1 protein-coding gene is annotated in these 797 nt (G+C 73.9%); it reads left to right on the top strand.

All coding sequences use genetic code 11. From position 1 onward, the window contains the following. Positions 1 to 19: 19 nt before the first annotated feature. On the top strand, positions 20 to 797 hold a 778-nt coding region (locus DMP07_RS08645), incomplete at its 3' end, for an S-layer homology domain-containing protein (RefSeq protein WP_211324557.1).

Genomic DNA, 797 nt, shown 5'->3' with positions numbered 1-797 from the left:
GCCCGACGGCTCCCAGACCGTGACCACCGAGTCCGCCGACGGCACCGAGTCCGTCGTGTCCAAGGACGCCGAGGGCAACGTGACCTCCACCGAGGTGACCGTCTCCGACGAGGCCGCCCAGGCCGGCGAGGTGGTCCTGCCGCTCGAGCCCTCCAAGCCCGCCGCCGGCTCCGAGAAGGCCCCCGCCGTCGAGGTGAAGGTGCCCGCGTCGGTGACCGCCGAGGCCCCCGTCAAGGTGACCGTGCCCGTCGAGGCCGCCGAAGAGCCCAACTACGGCGTGGTCGTGTACGCGGTCGACGCCGACGGCAACGAGGTCCTGCTGCCCAAGTGCGGCGTGGACGCCGAGGGCAACGCCGTGTTCGAGGCCGCGGGCGACGTGACGGTCAAGGTGGTCGACGCCTCCCCGTCGTTCCCCGACACGGCAGGCGAGTGGTACGGCGAGGACGGCACGGCCGACTTCGTCGGCGCCCGCGGCATCCTGACGGGCGTCCCGCAGGCCGACGGCACGCTCGCCTTCGCGGGCGACGAGCCCACCACGCGCGCCATGTTCGTCACCATGCTGCACCGCGCCGAGTCCAAGCCCTCCGCTCCCGAGGCGGGCTTCGAGGACATGGACGGCTCCGAGTGGTACGCCGCGGCGGCCGCCTGGGGCGAGGCGGCCGGCGTGGTCAACGGCTACGGCGACGGCTCCGAGTTCGGCGGCGACGACCCGGTGACCCGCGAGCAGATGGCCGTGTTCGCCATGCGCTACGCGAAGCACCTGGGCCTGGACGTCTCCGGCCGCGCCGACCTGTCCG

The organism is Slackia faecicanis, assembly GCF_003725295.1.
Lineage (GTDB): Bacteria > Actinomycetota > Coriobacteriia > Coriobacteriales > Eggerthellaceae > Slackia > Slackia faecicanis.
This window is presented reverse-complemented; position numbering and strand designations above follow the sequence as displayed.